The organism is uncultured Altererythrobacter sp. (assembly GCF_913057185.1).
Taxonomy (GTDB): Bacteria; Pseudomonadota; Alphaproteobacteria; order Sphingomonadales; family Sphingomonadaceae; genus Erythrobacter; species Erythrobacter rubellus.
Genome location: NZ_CAJXNK010000001.1, coordinates 1 through 13,929 on the forward strand (window position 1 = coordinate 1; position 13,929 = coordinate 13,929).

General features: G+C 57.6%; 13 protein-coding genes and 1 rRNA gene. 7 read left to right on the forward strand and 7 right to left on the reverse strand.

Annotated features, from left to right (window positions below; all coding sequences use genetic code 11):
• A 16S ribosomal RNA gene (locus QZ487_RS00005) occupies nt 1-380 on the reverse strand; the annotation flags it as partial.
• A 701-nt stretch (nt 381-1,081) separates the two neighbouring features.
• Between QZ487_RS00005 and QZ487_RS00010 the strand changes: the two genes are divergently transcribed.
• Nucleotides 1,082-2,071 (forward strand): retroviral-like aspartic protease family protein, encoded by a 990-nt coding sequence (locus tag QZ487_RS00010; protein ID WP_296022787.1) that lies wholly within the window; start codon nt 1,082-1,084, stop codon nt 2,069-2,071.
• A 53-nt stretch (nt 2,072-2,124) separates the two neighbouring features.
• Nucleotides 2,125-3,942, forward strand: a complete 1,818-nt coding sequence (locus tag QZ487_RS00015; protein ID WP_296022788.1) for an ABC transporter ATP-binding protein/permease — start codon at nt 2,125-2,127, stop codon at nt 3,940-3,942.
• Nucleotides 3,943-3,945: 3 nt separating this feature from the next.
• On the opposite strand, the gene QZ487_RS00020 is transcribed toward QZ487_RS00015, so the two are convergent.
• Nucleotides 3,946-6,819: a pitrilysin family protein gene (locus QZ487_RS00020; protein WP_296022789.1), complete on the reverse strand. Its 2,874-nt coding sequence runs from the start codon at nt 6,817-6,819 to the stop codon at nt 3,946-3,948.
• A 260-nt stretch (nt 6,820-7,079) separates the two neighbouring features.
• Here QZ487_RS00020 and QZ487_RS00025 point away from each other — a divergent pair, with 260 nt between their 5' ends.
• On the forward strand, nt 7,080-8,573 hold the full coding sequence (locus QZ487_RS00025) for a SulP family inorganic anion transporter (RefSeq protein WP_285975747.1): 1,494 nt from the start codon (nt 7,080-7,082) through the stop codon (nt 8,571-8,573).
• Between the two features lie 67 nt (nt 8,574-8,640).
• Here the strand turns inward: QZ487_RS00025 and QZ487_RS00030 are convergent, their stop codons facing one another.
• The 5 genes from QZ487_RS00030 to QZ487_RS00050 form a co-directional block, all read right to left on the reverse strand.
• On the reverse strand, nt 8,641-9,033 hold the full coding sequence (locus tag QZ487_RS00030) for a hypothetical protein (RefSeq protein ID WP_285975748.1): 393 nt from the start codon (nt 9,031-9,033) through the stop codon (nt 8,641-8,643).
• Nucleotides 9,034-9,119: 86 nt separating this feature from the next.
• Entirely contained in the window at nt 9,120-9,530 is a 411-nt protein-coding gene (locus QZ487_RS00035) for an ACT domain-containing protein (protein ID WP_296024077.1), read from the reverse strand.
• A complete protein-coding gene (gene hslU, locus QZ487_RS00040) occupies nt 9,530-10,831 on the reverse strand; it encodes an ATP-dependent protease ATPase subunit HslU (protein ID WP_296022793.1) in 1,302 nt (433 codons plus the stop codon). The genes QZ487_RS00035 and hslU overlap by 1 nt, the downstream gene beginning before the upstream one ends.
• 5 nt (nt 10,832-10,836) lie before the next feature.
• Nucleotides 10,837-11,397 carry an ATP-dependent protease subunit HslV gene (hslV, locus tag QZ487_RS00045; RefSeq protein ID WP_285975751.1) on the reverse strand — a complete coding sequence of 187 codons (561 nt, stop codon included), beginning with the start codon at nt 11,395-11,397 and terminating at the stop codon, nt 10,837-10,839.
• A 57-nt stretch (nt 11,398-11,454) separates the two neighbouring features.
• Nucleotides 11,455-11,916 (reverse strand): outer membrane protein assembly factor BamE, encoded by a 462-nt coding sequence (locus QZ487_RS00050; protein ID WP_285977013.1) that lies wholly within the window; start codon nt 11,914-11,916, stop codon nt 11,455-11,457.
• Nucleotides 11,917-12,097: 181 nt separating this feature from the next.
• Here QZ487_RS00050 and QZ487_RS00055 point away from each other — a divergent pair, with 181 nt between their 5' ends.
• The 4 genes from QZ487_RS00055 (at nt 12,098) to QZ487_RS00070 (ending at nt 13,913) form a co-directional block, all read left to right on the forward strand.
• Nucleotides 12,098-12,625, forward strand: a complete 528-nt coding sequence (locus tag QZ487_RS00055; RefSeq protein ID WP_296022795.1) for a ubiquinol-cytochrome C chaperone family protein — start codon at nt 12,098-12,100, stop codon at nt 12,623-12,625.
• Complete coding sequence (locus QZ487_RS00060) at nt 12,622-13,149, forward strand: YceD family protein (RefSeq protein WP_296022796.1); 528 nt, start codon at nt 12,622-12,624, stop codon at nt 13,147-13,149. Before QZ487_RS00055 ends, QZ487_RS00060 begins: the two co-directional genes overlap by 4 nt.
• Before the next feature lie 73 nt (nt 13,150-13,222).
• Nucleotides 13,223-13,435, forward strand: coding sequence for a hypothetical protein (locus tag QZ487_RS00065; protein WP_296022798.1), 213 nt, complete (start codon nt 13,223-13,225; stop codon nt 13,433-13,435).
• A 22-nt stretch (nt 13,436-13,457) separates the two neighbouring features.
• Nucleotides 13,458-13,913 (forward strand): hypothetical protein, encoded by a 456-nt coding sequence (locus QZ487_RS00070; RefSeq protein WP_296022799.1) that lies wholly within the window; start codon nt 13,458-13,460, stop codon nt 13,911-13,913.
• Nucleotides 13,914-13,929 lie beyond the last annotated feature (16 nt).

The window sequence follows — 13,929 nt, forward strand, 5'->3', positions numbered from 1 at the left end:
ATCACTCACGCGGCATTGCTGGATCAGGCTTTCGCCCATTGTCCAATATTCCCCACTGCTGCCTCCCGTAGGAGTCTGGGCCGTGTCTCAGTCCCAGTGTGGCTGATCATCCTCTCAGACCAGCTATAGATCGTCGACTTGGTAGGCCATTACCCCACCAACTATCTAATCTAACGCGGGCCCATCTAAAGGCGATAAATCTTTGGTCCGAAGACATCATCCGGTATTAGCTCAAATTTCTCTGAGTTATTCCGAACCTAAAGGCAGGTTCCCACGCGTTACGCACCCGTGCGCCACTAACCCCGAAGGGTTCGTTCGACTTGCATGTGTTAGGCATGCCGCCAGCGTTCGTTCTGAGCCAGGATCAAACTCTCAAGTTTGTGAAACTAACTTATCAAGCACAGGGCAAGCCCTGTCAGCCCAACAAGCCAGAGTATCAAGGAGCCGATACCTGCACTGTCAAACGTAATGGATACGAATGAACATGCATCATCGCAACCAGACTGTGGAGCCTGGAAGGATGTGGCAATCGGCTTAAATTAACCGGTATCCGGAGCCTTGAGGTCCCCGGACCGGGCGCCGTCGCCCACATGTCCCTTCATCAAAAACTAACGATGTCAAAGAGCCAACCAGACAACAAAAGGCGGACAGCAATGGGGCCCCGATTCTTCCACCGGGGGACCGGCTATCCGTCTGTGTCTGGCGACCAACTTGGTGGGCGGTGAAACCGTCAGCGCCGCGTCGGTGAGAGGCCATATATGGGGGGCATTGAGTCGGGTCAACGCCTTTTTGCAATTTTATTTCACACTAGCGAAATAACCGCAGATTTCCGCCATTTTTACGGCCATTTTTCCTACACCTAAGTGGGGTCGTGACGCACAATTGCAAGGTTAGATCCGGTTGCAGTCCGGATTCCCGACGATTCATCGCCGCCTGTTACACTGAATCCAGTGACTCTGGCTGGGAATCGCTTTGCGAATCCAAGTTGATGCGCAGTTGATCGACTCGATTCCCCCCCTCACTCGTTCAGAACTTGGGCCCGGGACCTTTGTCTGGTAGATGTGCTTTCTGGGATAAAGACATGTCGCATATTATCTGGACCGCATTTGCAACCGCGGGACTTGCCGCAGCCGCATTACCGCTGACGCAAGTCGCAGACGATGCGCAAAAGCGAACGCCCATTGCGACGACTCCCCTTCTGCCAGATCTGACTGATCCGCGCACCGCGATCCTCCCGCTCGATGAAGACAGCAACTTGCGCTATACGATACCTGTGAAGATTGACGGGGCTGGCCCATACAACTTCATAATCGACACCGGGGCGCAGGCCACCGCAGTGACAGACCGCGTTATGCGCGGCGTCATTCTTCCCCCTGCCGGCGAAGCAATGGTGGTTGGCATGGCAAGCCGACGGATAGTTGATCTTGTCGAACTCGACCGGTTCGAAGTGGCCGATCGTACTTTGCACAATATTGCCGCACCAGTGCTCCAACATCGCCATGTCGGCGCAGATGGTATTATTGGGCTGGATGCCTTGCAGGACTTTCGCGTCCTGATCGATTTTCGCGAAGAAACGATCGCAATGGCTGACGCTGACGAGGATCTCGGTCGTCGAGGTTTCGAGATCGTCGTCCGTGCGCGTAGCAAGCTGGGGCAGCTTCTGATTACAGACGCATTGATAGAAGGGGTGCGTGCAACAGTGATCGTCGACACTGGGGCTCAGGCCAGCATGGGCAACCTTGCTCTGCAACGCCGGATCAGCGCCAAGCGCGCGCAGGAAGTCAAGACGACCGACGTCAATGGCGCCTCTATCTTAAGCGACCTTTCGTATGCCCGCAGCATCGAGTTTCAGGGTCTAGAAGTATCGAACGTGCCAATCACATTCGCCGATACGCCCGCGTTCGAGGCGCTTGGCTTGCAAGACAAGCCGGTCTTGTCATTGGGCATGCAGCATTTGCGTCTGTTTGACCGTGTCGCGATTGATTTTGCCAAGCGGCAGATCCTGTTCGACCTGCCGCGCAGAGCCCGCACACGTTACGAAGGCAATCACGCCACCCGCCTAGACCAGTAGAGACCCGCTGCAAGCTTGCGCTACCGCGCGCACTCCCCCACATGGGTCAGGCAATGCCGCCAGATACCGCAGACAATCGCCCGCTCGAAGCTGATGGCTGGCTCACGCTAAGACGCTTCCTTCCTTACCTTTGGCCGCGCGATAATCCATCGCTTCGGGGACGCATTATCGCTGCGATGGGATTTGTGCTTACGGCGAAAGCGGTCGTACTATCCCTGCCGTTTGCATATAAATATGCAGTCGATGCGATGACTGTGCCGAGCAATGAGGCGGCGATGGTCGCTCTCGCGCTGGTCCTTGCCTACGGGCTGGGTCGCTTCACAAGCGTCGCATTCGATAACCTGCGCAATATAGCGTTCGAGCGGGTCGGCCAGGTCGCCACCTTCAATCTAGCGCAGGATGTATTCCGGCGTTTGCACCGCCTGAGCCTACGATTCCATCTGGGTCGGCGCACGGGCGAAGTCACCAAGACGATCGAACGCGGCACGAAGAGCATAGACACGATGCTTTACTTCCTGCTCTTCAATATCGCCCCTACTGCCATCGAACTGATCGCGGTTGGCATTGTCTTCTATATCAATTTCGGGTGGGAGTTGGTCGCGGCAACCAGCATTACGGTTGTCGCTTATATCTCAGTGACACGTTGGATCACCGAGTGGCGCACAAAACTGCGCCGCGAGATGAATGACCTTGATGGCAAAGCGCTTGATCGCGCGGTGGATTCGCTGCTCAATTACGAAACGGTCAAGTACTTCGGCGCGGAAACCCGTGAAGAGGAACGCTACAGCGCGGCAGCCGGCGCCTATGCCGAAGCGGCGATCAAGAGCGAGAATTCGCTAGCCATCCTGAACATCAGCCAGTCGCTCATAACCAATACCCTGATGGCGGGCGCAATGGCGCTGACTGTTTGGGGCTGGAGCCAAGGCCGCCTCACAGTTGGCGATCTGGTGCTGGTGAACACTTATCTGCTTCAGCTCTTCCGCCCGCTCGACCTGCTCGGGTTCGTGTATCGCTCTATCCGCCAGGGCTTGGTTGACATGGGTGAGATGTTCAAACTGATGGACACCAATGTGGAAGTGCAGGACAAGCCAGGTGCGCCCGCCCTTCTCATCAATCGCCCGCACATAACATTCGATCACGTCAGCTTTGGCTATGAGCCTGAGCGGCAGATCCTCAACAATCTGAGTTTTGAAGTTCCGGCGGGTTCGACCGTCGCGATTGTCGGCCCTTCAGGTGCAGGCAAAAGCACGATCGCACGCCTTCTGTTCCGCTTTTATGATACCCAGGCCGGACGCATCCTTATTGATGGTCAGGATATCGCCGGGGTCACGCAGGAAAGCTTGCGCGCCGCAATCGGCATCGTTCCGCAAGACAGCGTGCTGTTCAACGACACGATCGGCTACAACATAGCATATGGCAGCGGCGGCGCGCGCGACGAAGATGTGGTTGCCGCTGCGCGCGATGCCTCTATCCTGCCGTTTGTCGAGCAATTGCCCGATGGCTTTGGCACCGAAGTGGGCGAGCGCGGCCTCAAGCTTTCCGGCGGTGAAAAACAGCGCGTTACGATTGCGCGTACGCTGGTAAAGAACCCTCCGATCCTGCTGCTGGACGAAGCGACCAGCGCGCTCGACAGCCGGACCGAGCAAGACATCCTGTCAACGCTCAAGCGCGTTGCCAAAGGCCGCACCACGATCGCTATCGCACACCGCCTTTCGACCATTGCCGATGCTGACCGTATCCTGGTGCTGGATCAGGGCAAACTCGCAGAGGCTGGCCGCCATCGCGATTTGCTCGCCGCGGACGGCTTATATGCCGATATGTGGACGCGCCAGTTGGCCGAGCGCGAACAAGAGAGCCAGGCGGCAGAGTAAAGCCTACTCTGCCTCAGTACTCGCTTCGTCTGCTACCTTCCGCAAGGAAGCCAGAGACAGATCCACGTCATCTGCCGCAATCACTTCCACATCGGGGAGGATCTCTTTCAGATCGTCCAGGAATTGCGATGCATCACCTACGATAACCAAGGTCGCCTTGGCCGGATCGACATAGGTGCGGGCCGCAAGGGTCGCCGCTTCGCTATCGACCGCATCCAGCCGCTCTGCAAATTTGAGCGCTTCGGCAGGTTCAAGCCCCTGCTGCTGCAGCGTTGAAACGATAGAGTTGAACCCGCCGCTCGATTCGAGCGCCCGGGCGAAGTTGCCTGACATGTAAAGCCGACGTTTGTTCAGCAAGTCATCGCTCAATGGTTCACTGCCCAGCCGTTCAAATTCATCAAAGAATATCTGCGCCACTTCATCGGCGGTTTCATTTTTGGTCTGCGCACTCGCGGTTAGAATTGATTCGTCCGCGCGATCGGCAAAGCCCGAATATGCGCCGTAGCTAAGTGAGCGCTTGGTGCGAATCTCTTCAAATAAGCGCGCGCTCGACCCGCCCCCAAGCACGCTGTTCGCCAATTCTAGCGGGAAAAAATCCTCGCTCTGGCGTGCGGGAGCCCGCACTGCTGCAACCACCGCAGCTTGGCCTGCGTCAGGCATATCAATCACAATCGTTCGGACCGGCTGGTCTTCACCCGCTGCCTCGTGCGGAACTGAACCCGGCGGGGTTGCGACAACCCAGTCGCCGAACATTTGCTCAGTCACAGAAATAGCCTGCTCGGGATTGATCCCACCGCTGACCACGATTTGCATGGCATCGGGATGGAAATAGGAGGCGCGGTGCGCGATCAGATCATAACGGGTAATCGCTGCCAGGCTCTCAGTAGTACCGCCCGGCTGTGAGCCGTAGGGCGCATCGCCATACATCGCGATCCGCACGACGTAGCGCGACAGGCTGCCCGGGTCTTTCAGCGAAACCTGCAAACCATCCGCCGCGCGTTTGCGTTCGCGCTGGAAGGCGTCTTCGGGATAGGTTGCCCCGCGAATGATCTGCGCAGCTAGTGCTCCGGCGTCGGCAAGCGTTGCAACCGGCGCTGTCAGGCTGAAGCTGGTACCGTCGCTGCCTGCGCCGCCGCTGAAACTCGCACCCAGACTTTCAAACCGGGCAGCGATGGCAACTTCGTCCATCCCTTCGATGCCTTTGTCCGCCAGCCCGGCTGCCATCTGCGCGACACCTGCCTTGGCGCGCGGATCAGTCTTACTGCCGCCGGGCACCAACATGGTAACGGTAGCGATAGGTACGTCTCCGGTTTGTACAGCGACCACCTTAATGCCATTCGATAGCGTGCCCTCGACGATCTCAGGCGCAGCAACAACTGGCACATCGCCCGGTCCGGGAGGCGCCATGCGTTGATCCTCTGGCAGGACTTGGCGAATCTCACCTGCCGCTGCGGGCAATGTCCGATATTCGGGCATTGGTACCGGGTTGGCATAGGTCGATGGATCATCATCTCCCGCGGTATAGGTGAACGCCACGCGTTTTTGTGGATCGAGGTATTTCGCCGCCACCCGCATGACATCATCCGCGGTCACTTCCAGCAGTTGATTGAGGCGCGTATCGGCAAAGTCGGGATCACCACTTGAAACCAATGCTTCGCCTAGCTCGAACGCCCGTCCGCGCGCAGTTTCCCGGCGGCGCAGAGTGCTGGCAATGATTTCATTGCGCGCTTCGGCCAGTTCGGCCTCGCTCACCGGCTGAGTGCGGATGCGCTCCAACCCAGCGTCCAAAGTGGCGCTCGCCTGATCCATAGCTTCCGGATTGGAAACCACCGCATAGGCCGAAATTTGTCCCGCCTCACGGAACAGTTGGACATTGGCCGCGGCCTGGACCGCCTGCCCGCTGCGGACGAGCGCGCTATCCAAACGGTTATTGTCGCCGCGCACCAGAATCGCTTCGAGCATTTCCAGCGCCGCAGCGTCTGGATCCGTTGTTGGCGGGCCTTTCCAAACCGCACCTACGACCGGAAGCGGCACATTGGGCGCGGTTGCATTGACCACACGCGGTTGCGTGCGTTCAGGTTCGCGCTGGGTAATGGCAAGATCAACCGGGTTCGCGCGCGGGGGAATGTCAGCGAAGTATTGGTCTACCAGGCTGCGAAGCCGAGCGAGTTCGAAATTGCCCGCTACAATCAGCGTTGCCGTGTCGGGCCCGTAGTAAGCCTCGTAGAATGCGCGTGCGTCATCCAGCGTGGCGCCGTCCAGATCCTCGATACTGCCAATGCCGGGGCGGCGATGCGGCATGATATCGAACGCGTTTTCTGCCAGGACAAAACGCTGCAGGCGGCCATAGGGCGGCGCGAGCACTCGCTGGCGCAGTTCTTCCTTCACAACCCCGCGTTCGGTTTCAAACACTTCGTCATCAACCACAACCTTCGCCATGCGTTCACGGTGGGTCCACAGCATGGTTTCCAAATACTGGGCAGGGACAATCTCGTAATAATTGGTGCGATCGACCCAATTCGACGCGTTACGTGTGCCGCCGATATCCGCAGTCAGCCCGTAGATCATGTTGTAAGGCATGTTCTCGGTCTTGCGGCTGAGGATATGCTCGAACAGATGCGCAAAACCGCTGCGCCCTTCGGGATCAAGCTTCGAGCCAATGTCGTACCACAGCGATGTCGTGACCGTGCTCGTCCCCGAATCCGGCAGGGCGATAACGTCCAGTCCATTATCGAGCGTCCACATGGTGTATTCGATTTCGGGAGCAGACAGCTGCGCCTGCATTGTTTCGCTATGCGCGTGCCCGTCAGCCAATGCCGGAGTCGTAGCAGCGATTGCAGCTGCTGCCGCGCCAAGAAGCAATGCTTTTCTGATCATATGTCGGCCCCTGAGTTTCGATATTAGTACCCATAATCCTTTGAACAGCCAGCAGGTTCCAGATCAACCGTAGAACCGTGTTTGTCCTGCGAACAGCCCATCAATATCGATGTGCGGCTTTAATTTGTGCCACGGCGTGCATACCAATTTTGGCTCCCACGGGGTTGTGCTGCACTGCACAATAGGCCAAAGGCGGGCATTCAAGATAAGCGCCGCGAATTGCCGGCGCCTTCCAAAAAATCCGAATTCGGGAATTTTCTATGTTTGATGCCGCCGCGATCCGCCGCGACTCGTTCTCCAATGTGCGCGCCGATATCCTCGCCGGGATTGTTGTCGCTTTGGCCCTTATCCCGGAAGCGATCGGCTTTTCAATTATCGCCGGCGTTGACCCGCGTGTCGGCCTTTACGCCTCTGTCACGATTGCAATCGTCATTGCATTCACCGGCGGGCGTCCGGGCATGATTTCCGCAGCGACCGCAGCCGTCGCTGTAGTTGTCGTTCCACTGGTGCGCGACCACGGCGTGGAATACCTCTTCGCCGCGACCATTTTGATGGGTGTCTTTCAGGGCGTCGCCGCGCTGTTGCGGCTCAATCTGCTGATGCAATTCGTCAGCCGTTCTGTGATCACGGGCTTCGTAAACGCGCTCGCAATCCTGATATTCATGGCGCAATTGCCGCAGCTGATCGGCGTGAGCTGGGAGACCTATGCAATGGTCATCGTAGGCCTTGCCATGATCTACCTCATCCCCAAGGTCACAACAGCCATTCCGAGCCCGCTGATCGCGATCATCGTTTTGAGCGCGTTGTCGATCTGGCTCGATGCGCCGGTCAACACGGTCAGCGACATGGGCGAATTGCCCGAAGGGCTACCGTTCTTTGCGCTTCCCGATGTTCCGCTGACATGGGATACACTGCGCATCATCGCCCCTTATGCCGCAACCATGGCAGCGGTTGGCTTGCTTGAAAGCCTGCTCACCGCTCAGATCGTGGATGACATGACGCACACCGGCAGCGACAAGCGCCGCGAAAGCGCAGGACAAGGTATTGCCAACGTCGTCACCGGATTCTTCGGCGGCATGGGCGGTTGTGCGATGATCGGCCAATCTGTCATCAACGTCACCAGCGGCGGGCGCGGCAGGCTTTCGTCACTGACGGCTGGTGTTACACTGCTGGTGCTACTGGCAGCGCTTGGGTCGTGGGTGGGACAAGTTCCGATGCCTGCACTGGTGGCGATCATGATCATGGTCTCGATCGGCACGTTCTCATGGAACTCAATTCCCAACCTGGGCAAGCACCCATGGCAGTCCTCTGTCGTGATGCTGGCAACGGTTGTGACAGTTGTGACCACGCATAACCTAGCGCTCGGCGTGCTCGGAGGTGTCATCCTTTCAGGCGTCTTCTTCACTCACAAAGTGATGACCATGTTCGAGGTGGTTCGCGAACGCGATGGAGACACCGCGATCTACCGCGCCAAGGGCCAGATCTTCTTCGCCAGCGTCGATCGGTTCGAAGCGGCGCTCGGCCCGGAAAGCACCCAGTCTGATCCGGCTGACCATGTCATCATCGATGTCCGGAAGGCACATTTCTGGGACATCTCGGCCATCGGTGCGCTGGACAAGGTTGTAGAGCGTATGCGGCGAAACGGTCGAAGCGTGCAAGTGCGTGGGCTTAACCGGGCAAGCACTGACCTGTTCGACAAGTTCGCGCTGACAGATAAGACCGGCGTGGAAATTGGACTCGCTCCGCATCCTTGAAGAAGCACTTGATCGAAACAAAAAGGGCGGCTCTCGAGCCGCCCTTTTCATTCCGTAAAGCGAACAGTTACCCTTCAGATTCAGCCTCAGCTGCGATCGGCGTAACCGTTACCGTTTCGCCTTCGTCACTAGTCGAAGTGAAGCTTCCATCTTCGCCGGGTGCCTCATTAAGCCAACAGCGCGCTACATCGTCGCCAGCCGTGGTGAAACAAATCTTCTCGTCGACAATTTCAGAGGTGCCTTCATTGGGATTGCCCTCATCATCGACACCGTTCCAATTTCCATCCGCATCGATCGAAAATGGTGATGTACCTTCACCATCGTCGACGGAATAGTCTCCGGGAGCCACGCTGCCGTCGTAAGCGGCAACTTCATCAACCGGCACTTCGGCTTCGGTGTCGGCGGCAGGCGAGCAGGCTGCGAAAGCGAGTGCCGCGCTTAGTGCGAGATATGCTTTCATGTATATTCCCCCTCTTTCAAGGGCCCTCGGTTAGCATTGGTATGGCTGGTGGGCAACTTAACCGGTCTAATGCGCCAGCGAACGAATCAATCCGGACGTCTTTCAGCTTGCAGATTCTTGAGAGTATAGAGCGCTTCCTCAGCCCGCTCAGCCGGAACAAAAACATGATCATGATGGAATGCTGCGACCATGTTGCACGCGATCCCCGCGTCAGCGAGCGCGCCGGAAACGGCTGCTGTCAGCCCTACCCCCTCGAGCGCGGAATGCACCCGCAGCGTAATCCGCGCGAAGGCTGAACTTTCGTCGCCCAGTTCGCGCGCCACGCCTTCGGGTACGATAGCCGTCACGCCTTCGTCCTCGCGAAATGTCCCGATCGCTGAACCGAGCGCAGTTGGCGCCATTTCCGGCGAGATGAACAGAAAGCAGTAGGCTTGATCGTCGAGCAGCGGCGCCATTTGCGCAACCATCTCATCCCGGTCAGATACCGGTTCTCTCATCACAGGATGTATTTGCTGAGATCGCTATCGCCAGCGAGATCCGCAAGTCGATCTCGCACATAGGCAGCGTCGATCTTTATGGTCTCGTCAGCGTGATCTTCGGCTTCGAAGCTGATTTCTTCGAGCAACCGTTCCATCACCGTCTGCAAGCGCCGCGCGCCAATATTCTCGACGCTTTCGTTCACTTGTGCAGCAATCTTGGCGACTTCGCTGATTGCATCCTCGGTGAAATCGAGCGTGACTTTCTCTGTGCCCAACAGAGCCCGATATTGCTCGACCAGATTGGCGCGGGTCTCTGAGAGGATCCGCACGAAATCCTCTTCAGTCAGCGCGCGCAGCTCAACCCGAATCGGTAAGCGGCCTTGCAATTCGGGCAGCATGTCAGACGGTTTGGCCACGTGAAACGCGCCCGATGCGATAAACAGCACATGGTCCGTCTTCATCGGGCCGTATTTCGTGCTGACCGTTGTACCTTCGATCAGCGGAAGCAGATCGCGTTGAACGCCTTCGCGGCTGACCGAGCCGCCGCGCACATCACTCACCGCAATCTTGTCAATCTCGTCGAGGAATACGATCCCGTTGGTTTCGGCATTGGCAATTGCGGCCTGGTTCACGTCATCTTGGTCAAGTCGCTTGTCCGCTTCCTCGTCCACCAGCCGGTCCCAGGCATCAGGCACCTTCAATTTGCGGCGCTTTGTCGGCTTCTTGCCCATCGCCTTGCCGAACATGTCAGACAGATCAATCATTCCGACATTGCCGCCCATATTGCCCATGTCGAACGGCATTTGTGGCGCTTCGGAGATGTCGATCTCGACTTCGACATCGTTCATAGCGTCTTGCACGACGCGCTCACGGAATGCTTCGCGGGTCGCTTCAGATGCGTTTTCTCCGCAAAGCGCGTTGAGCAAGCGTTCCATCGCCGCTTCACTGGCGGCTTCGCGCACTGCATCGCGGCGGCGTTCTTTCTCAAGCCGGATCGCTTCTTCGACCAGGTCGCGAGCGATCTGTTCAACGTCGCGACCGACATACCCGACTTCGGTGAACTTGGTCGCTTCGATCTTGATAAAGGGCGCTTGCGCAAGCTTGGCTAGACGGCGGCTTATTTCTGTCTTGCCGCAGCCGGTCGGGCCGATCATCAGGATGTTCTTTGGCGTCACTTCATCGCGGAGTTCGCGATTGAGTTTTTGCCGGCGCCAACGATTGCGCAGCGCCACAGCGACCGCGCGCTTGGCGTCTTTCTGGCCGATAATATGCTCGTCGAGCGCGGCGACAATCGCCTTCGGAGTGAGTGATTCAATCATTTCAGTCAGATCTTCTCGACAGTCACATTGCCATTCGTGAACACACAGATATCTGCCGCGACTTGCATCGCCTTGCGTGCAATCACTTCGGCATCTTCTTCATAGTCAGCGAGCGCGCGCGCCGCCGCCAGCGCATAATTGCCCCCTGAACCGATGGCTGTGATCCCGCCTTCCGGCTCCAACACGTCGCCATTGCCAGTCAGCACCAGCAGCACATCCTTGTCAGCAACGATCATCAGCGCTTCCAGATTGCGCAAATATTTATCGGTGCGCCAATCCTTTGCCAGCTCGACCGCTGCGCGCAGCAATTGGCCAGAATGTGCTTCCAGCTTCTTTTCAAGCCGCTCGAACAGAGTGAAGGCATCCGCCGTTGCACCTGCAAAGCCGGCAATCACCTTGCCGCCTTCACCAATGCGGCGAACCTTGCGCGCATTGGGCTTCATCACCGTGTTGCCCATGGAAACCTGACCATCGCCCGCGATCACAGTTTGATCGCCGCGTTTCACGCCGACAATGGTGGTGCCGTGCCACTGGATCAGGCCGTGGCTCGCCGCTTTATCGTTCATGCAGCGAGATATGGGGGTGAAGTGCCGCCGGTCAAGCGGGCCGGGCCCGCAAACGCTTTATTGCGGGGCGCCACCAGCGCCAGGTGCGCCGACTGTGCCGATATTGCCGAACAGGTCTTCCAGGAAGCCGCGCTCGCGGCCCAATGTTGGCGTTTCATCACCGTCAGGCAAAAGGAACGCCACGCTGTCAATTCCGCTTCGATCGGTGCTGACAACCTTGCCAGCGTCATCGAACTGTATCGCAAGCACGCTATGCGAGCGGATTTTGGGACTGCTCATGGCGCGTTGCCCGGTGACACTGGAAATATAATACCAGGTCGGCGCGCCATACTGGCTGGAGAAGCTTGGGCGGCCCATTGTCATTTCCACCGAACGCTGGTTGTCGATGCCAGGCTGAATTGCATCGACCAGCAAAGCGTCAACCACATAGCCGCGCGATTGACGGATGGAAGTACACCCCGCCATCGCAAGCGCCAGAGTTGCAATCAGACCAATTTTGAAAGCTTTCGCGTGGATCATTCGAACCGCAAACCTTATCTGCATTCGCTTGCTACGCATTGTCCGCGCGGCGAGCATCACTATATCTCGGCCAAGAGCCTTACGGCGATGGCGCGCGGCTTGCAACGCCGCGTTTCAACGCCTCTGGGCATAGCGAATTGAATTCTGGCTGAACGCCAAACTTACGGAGCGCCCAAAACCCATGTCATTCCTTTCCAAGCTGCTCGGCACGCAGAAAGATCCGCGGGACGTGGTTCGCCCGCTTTGGCACAAGGTTGTCGAGCTGACGCGTGACCCAAGCTGGTATGCGGATTGCAAAGTGGCTGACACTGTCGCCGGGCGGTTTGACATGATCACCGCTGTGCTAAGCGTAGTGGTTGTGCGTATGGAGGCCGCAGACAGTCACCAGCAAAGCGCGCTTCTGTGCGAACTGTTTGTCGAAGATATGGACGGGCAATTGCGCGAATTCGGAATCAATGATGTTGTCGTCGGCAAGCATGTCGGCAAGCTGATGAGTTCGCTTGGCGGGCGGCTGGGCGCATATCGCCCTGCCCTGACCGAAGGGGATGCCGCAAGGCTGGAGGCAGCTGTCACCCGCAATGTGACTTTCACTGAAGATGGCTCGCCGGCCTGCGTCGCAGGCAAGCTGCAAAACCTGCACGATCATCTTGCCAGGATGGATGCAGACGCGCTGATTGTCGCGGATTTCGGACTAGGCGAATCGGCATGAGCGAAAGCGAACTTTCCCGTCCGATCAAAGTCCGCGCACTACCCGCCGATCCGGTTGTCATCGAAGCGAGCGAGGCGGAGCGAGCCGCGCTGGCTGAGCGCTTCTCGCTCACCAGCGTCGATGATCTTCATGCAACGATAGAGCTGGAACAGCGCGCGAAGACGATCCGCGCGACCGGCACGCTCAAGGCGCGGATCACGCAAGTATGCGCGATCTCGCACGAGGACTTTGTGACCAAGATTGAGGAGCCACTTGCATTCAGCTTTGTCGAGGAATTCGAGCCAGAGCCCAATGACGCAGATGAAATCGAGATCGAATTGGCTGCCGATGATCTCGACGAAATCGAATATTCAGGCGTAACCTTTGATCTGGGCGAGGCTGTTGCCCAATCACTTGGCCTTGCGATTGATCCCTATGCCGAGGGACCGAATGCCGATGCTGCACGCAAGGCAGCAGGTATCAGCAGCGATGATGAACCTTCCGGCCCGTTGGCTGAAGCATTGAAGGCGTTGAAGAAGGACTGAATTCGCTACCGCATTTGCATCTGATACTGCTCCCCATTACACCCGCCATGGGTCGACATTGTTGGGGGTATCAATGACGGCAAATCCGCGCGCAGAGCGATTCTTTTTCAACATCACCGTGGTGATGATCGTTTTCATATTTGTGGGTTTCGGCGCTTCCGCCATGTACCTGCCTGAATTTCCATTTCCACCTTCGCCTTTGGTAGCATTCCATGGCATCACAATGCTCGGCTGGCACTTGCTGACCGCCTCGCAAGCCCGATTGATCTACACTTCGAAAAAATGATCTGCACAAGAGAATGGGGCAGATGAGTGTGGCACTGGTCCTGCTGATGGTCGTGACCGGTTACCTTGTAGTTCGAGGCGCATTTGCTAACCCGACAAGTTCGATCGGCGGCATGACGCCAGCTGGATCTACGATCTTCCCGAGCATGGATCTTCTCGGATTTTTAGTCTTCTATGTGCTGGCTTTATTGAACCGCAAGAACGGTGCAGCACACAAACGGTTGATGGTGCTTGCCGGTTTGATGATGCTGCCGCCAGCCACTGCGAGACGGGGCCTGGCGATAGGATTTGAGCCGCTGCCGGGAGTTGCCGCGCTAGCAATTGCAGGGACGTTCCTGATATACGATTGGCGCGCACGCGGGAAACCTCATTGGGCCAGCATGCTCGGCCTCGTGGTCGCCGCTGGCGGCGCACCGCTGAGTTTCATCGTCGGTCGGTCAGAAGGTTGGGCACGATTTGCCGAGGCGATCTATGGCTAGGCCGAAGGCCCGTAAT

Coding starts and splice junctions, on each gene's coding strand:
- QZ487_RS00010 (WP_296022787.1), top strand. CDS start 1,082: ATGTCGCATATTATCTGGACCGCATTTGCAACCGCGGGACTTGCCGCA.
- QZ487_RS00015 (WP_296022788.1), top strand. CDS start 2,125: ATGCCGCCAGATACCGCAGACAATCGCCCGCTCGAAGCTGATGGCTGG.
- QZ487_RS00020 (WP_296022789.1), bottom strand. CDS start 6,819: ATGATCAGAAAAGCATTGCTTCTTGGCGCGGCAGCAGCTGCAATCGCT.
- QZ487_RS00025 (WP_285975747.1), top strand. CDS start 7,080: ATGTTTGATGCCGCCGCGATCCGCCGCGACTCGTTCTCCAATGTGCGC.
- QZ487_RS00030 (WP_285975748.1), bottom strand. CDS start 9,033: ATGAAAGCATATCTCGCACTAAGCGCGGCACTCGCTTTCGCAGCCTGC.
- QZ487_RS00035 (WP_296024077.1), bottom strand. CDS start 9,530: ATGAGAGAACCGGTATCTGACCGGGATGAGATGGTTGCGCAAATGGCG.
- hslU (WP_296022793.1), bottom strand. CDS start 10,831: ATGATTGAATCACTCACTCCGAAGGCGATTGTCGCCGCGCTCGACGAG.
- hslV (WP_285975751.1), bottom strand. CDS start 11,397: ATGAACGATAAAGCGGCGAGCCACGGCCTGATCCAGTGGCACGGCACC.
- QZ487_RS00050 (WP_285977013.1), bottom strand. CDS start 11,916: ATGATCCACGCGAAAGCTTTCAAAATTGGTCTGATTGCAACTCTGGCG.
- QZ487_RS00055 (WP_296022795.1), top strand. CDS start 12,098: ATGTCATTCCTTTCCAAGCTGCTCGGCACGCAGAAAGATCCGCGGGAC.
- QZ487_RS00060 (WP_296022796.1), top strand. CDS start 12,622: ATGAGCGAAAGCGAACTTTCCCGTCCGATCAAAGTCCGCGCACTACCC.
- QZ487_RS00065 (WP_296022798.1), top strand. CDS start 13,223: ATGACGGCAAATCCGCGCGCAGAGCGATTCTTTTTCAACATCACCGTG.
- QZ487_RS00070 (WP_296022799.1), top strand. CDS start 13,458: ATGAGTGTGGCACTGGTCCTGCTGATGGTCGTGACCGGTTACCTTGTA.